Raw genomic sequence first — 1,578 nt, 5'->3', positions numbered from 1 at the left:
AGCGAAAGGTGATTGCTATGACTACAACTAATTATAATATACGGCTTGACCAGGATCTGAAGGATAGGTCTTTTTCTGTTCTTGAAAGCTATGGACTAACGCCTTCACAAGCCATAAGACTGTTCTTGAACCAAGTCGCCGATACTAACGCTGTTCCCTTGTCTTTTGATTATCAGCCTAAGCTTAACGCGCAAACTATCGCTGCTATTGCAGAGGTCGCCAAAGGTGAAGGTAGTAAGTACGATAGCTTTGGTGATTTGATGGATGAGCTAGAAGGCGAGGCTGATGAGATCCATTGAAGTATCAAGTCAGTTTAAGAGAGATGCCAAAAAGAATTATCTAAGCTTGCTCACTCCTGCATGGGGTGAGGTGCTTAATTGTTTGACGAACGATATACCGCTACCGGCTAAATACAAAGATCATGCGTTGACCGGCAATCATAAGGGGTTTAGAGATTGCCATATCAAACCTGACTTAGTGCTTATCTACCGTGTTCAGAGCGATACGGTAGATTTCGTTAGGCTGGGCAGCCATTCAGAGGTGTTTGATTAGCCCAAAGCTAATATCCTTCGGTTGTTAAATCGAAAGTTAGAGAAGGTAAGCAATAAGACTGCTAAGGGTTTTAAGAGGTTATCTTAATAATTTATATTAACAAAGGAAAAATATGAAAAATTGGGGGATAGAGGAATGGAAAAGCATTGTCAATATTGGCTTCTTTTTGGTTGTAAGTACAATCGGTATATTGTCTTATATTCAAGCTCGAAAAACACTATTCTCTCCAATAAAAACTGAGATATTCAAGTTGCAAATAGAGGAATTTAAGAAGATCCTAGAAGCATTTAATTATAAGAATCAAAGGCAGTTTGATGAAGAAACAGGTATTGAAGAAGTATTCAATATAAACGCTTGTAAAATGCACTTGAGTTACATCAACTGCTTTTTTAAAGATCAAGTTCAACTATCAGAGGAGTTTAGTAAAGAACTAGAAACTGCTGTTTATGGAACAGTCATTAGTACGGAGAATTTTTTAAAAAGTTTCAGGTATATATCTGTTGGTGAGGAAATGAAGGAAGAACCTCCCATAAGTGATCGCAATCCAGTAGAGCCTGCCTTAAAATTAGCAAAATGGCATGAATATGAGCAAGTGGAGATAAATTATACTAAAAAATATAACGATGCCACAGAAGAGCTTTCTAAGCTAGCTTCGTCTCCTTTACTTCCAAAGGAGCTGGTAGAGAAGATCCATAAAATAATAGAGATAAACAGAAGTAACTTAACTCTTATAGGTGACGTGCTTACTGAAGCTGCGAAAAAAATGCCGACTCAATATACAACAATCGATCAGACCGTTAAATTTGATCCAACTTGGATTTGGAACGAATATAATTCTTCGCGTGAAAGCTTAGACCAAAGTGTTAGTGATGTTCTGAGCTACATCAATAAACACCTAAAGATAAACGAAATAATGAAGTAAACATAAGCCGAGAGTTTCCCAAACTTTGTGTAACTGCTTATAATCCACTAACAGGAGAATAAGCAATGACTAACCAATCTGACATCAAGAAACTGGCTGAGCAA

At 37.4% G+C, this 1,578-nt stretch carries 3 protein-coding genes; all 3 read left to right on the top strand.

Going from position 1 to position 1,578, the window contains the following annotated elements:
* Positions 1-17: 17 nt before the first annotated feature.
* Positions 18-299, top strand: coding sequence for a type II toxin-antitoxin system RelB/DinJ family antitoxin (locus tag ACQKCG_RS13920; protein ID WP_427585499.1), 282 nt, complete (start codon positions 18-20; stop codon positions 297-299).
* Positions 286-552: a type II toxin-antitoxin system RelE/ParE family toxin gene (locus ACQKCG_RS13915; RefSeq protein WP_015060936.1), complete on the top strand. Its 267-nt coding sequence runs from the start codon at positions 286-288 to the stop codon at positions 550-552. The genes ACQKCG_RS13920 and ACQKCG_RS13915 overlap by 14 nt, the downstream gene beginning before the upstream one ends.
* A gap of 112 nt (positions 553-664) precedes the next feature.
* The gene (locus ACQKCG_RS13910) at positions 665-1,474 is read left to right on the top strand and encodes a hypothetical protein (protein WP_427585498.1); all 810 of its coding nucleotides are present in this window, start codon (positions 665-667) and stop codon (positions 1,472-1,474) included.
* Positions 1,475-1,578 lie beyond the last annotated feature (104 nt).

The organism is Psychrobacter sp. NPDC078929 (assembly GCF_050267985.1).
Classification (GTDB): Bacteria; Pseudomonadota; Gammaproteobacteria; order Pseudomonadales; family Moraxellaceae; genus Psychrobacter.
Note: the sequence above shows the minus strand (reverse complement) of the source record. Positions and strands in the feature narration are given on the sequence as shown.

Coding starts and splice junctions, on each gene's coding strand:
- ACQKCG_RS13920 (WP_427585499.1), top strand. CDS start 18: ATGACTACAACTAATTATAATATACGGCTTGACCAGGATCTGAAGGAT.
- ACQKCG_RS13915 (WP_015060936.1), top strand. CDS start 286: ATGAGATCCATTGAAGTATCAAGTCAGTTTAAGAGAGATGCCAAAAAG.
- ACQKCG_RS13910 (WP_427585498.1), top strand. CDS start 665: ATGAAAAATTGGGGGATAGAGGAATGGAAAAGCATTGTCAATATTGGC.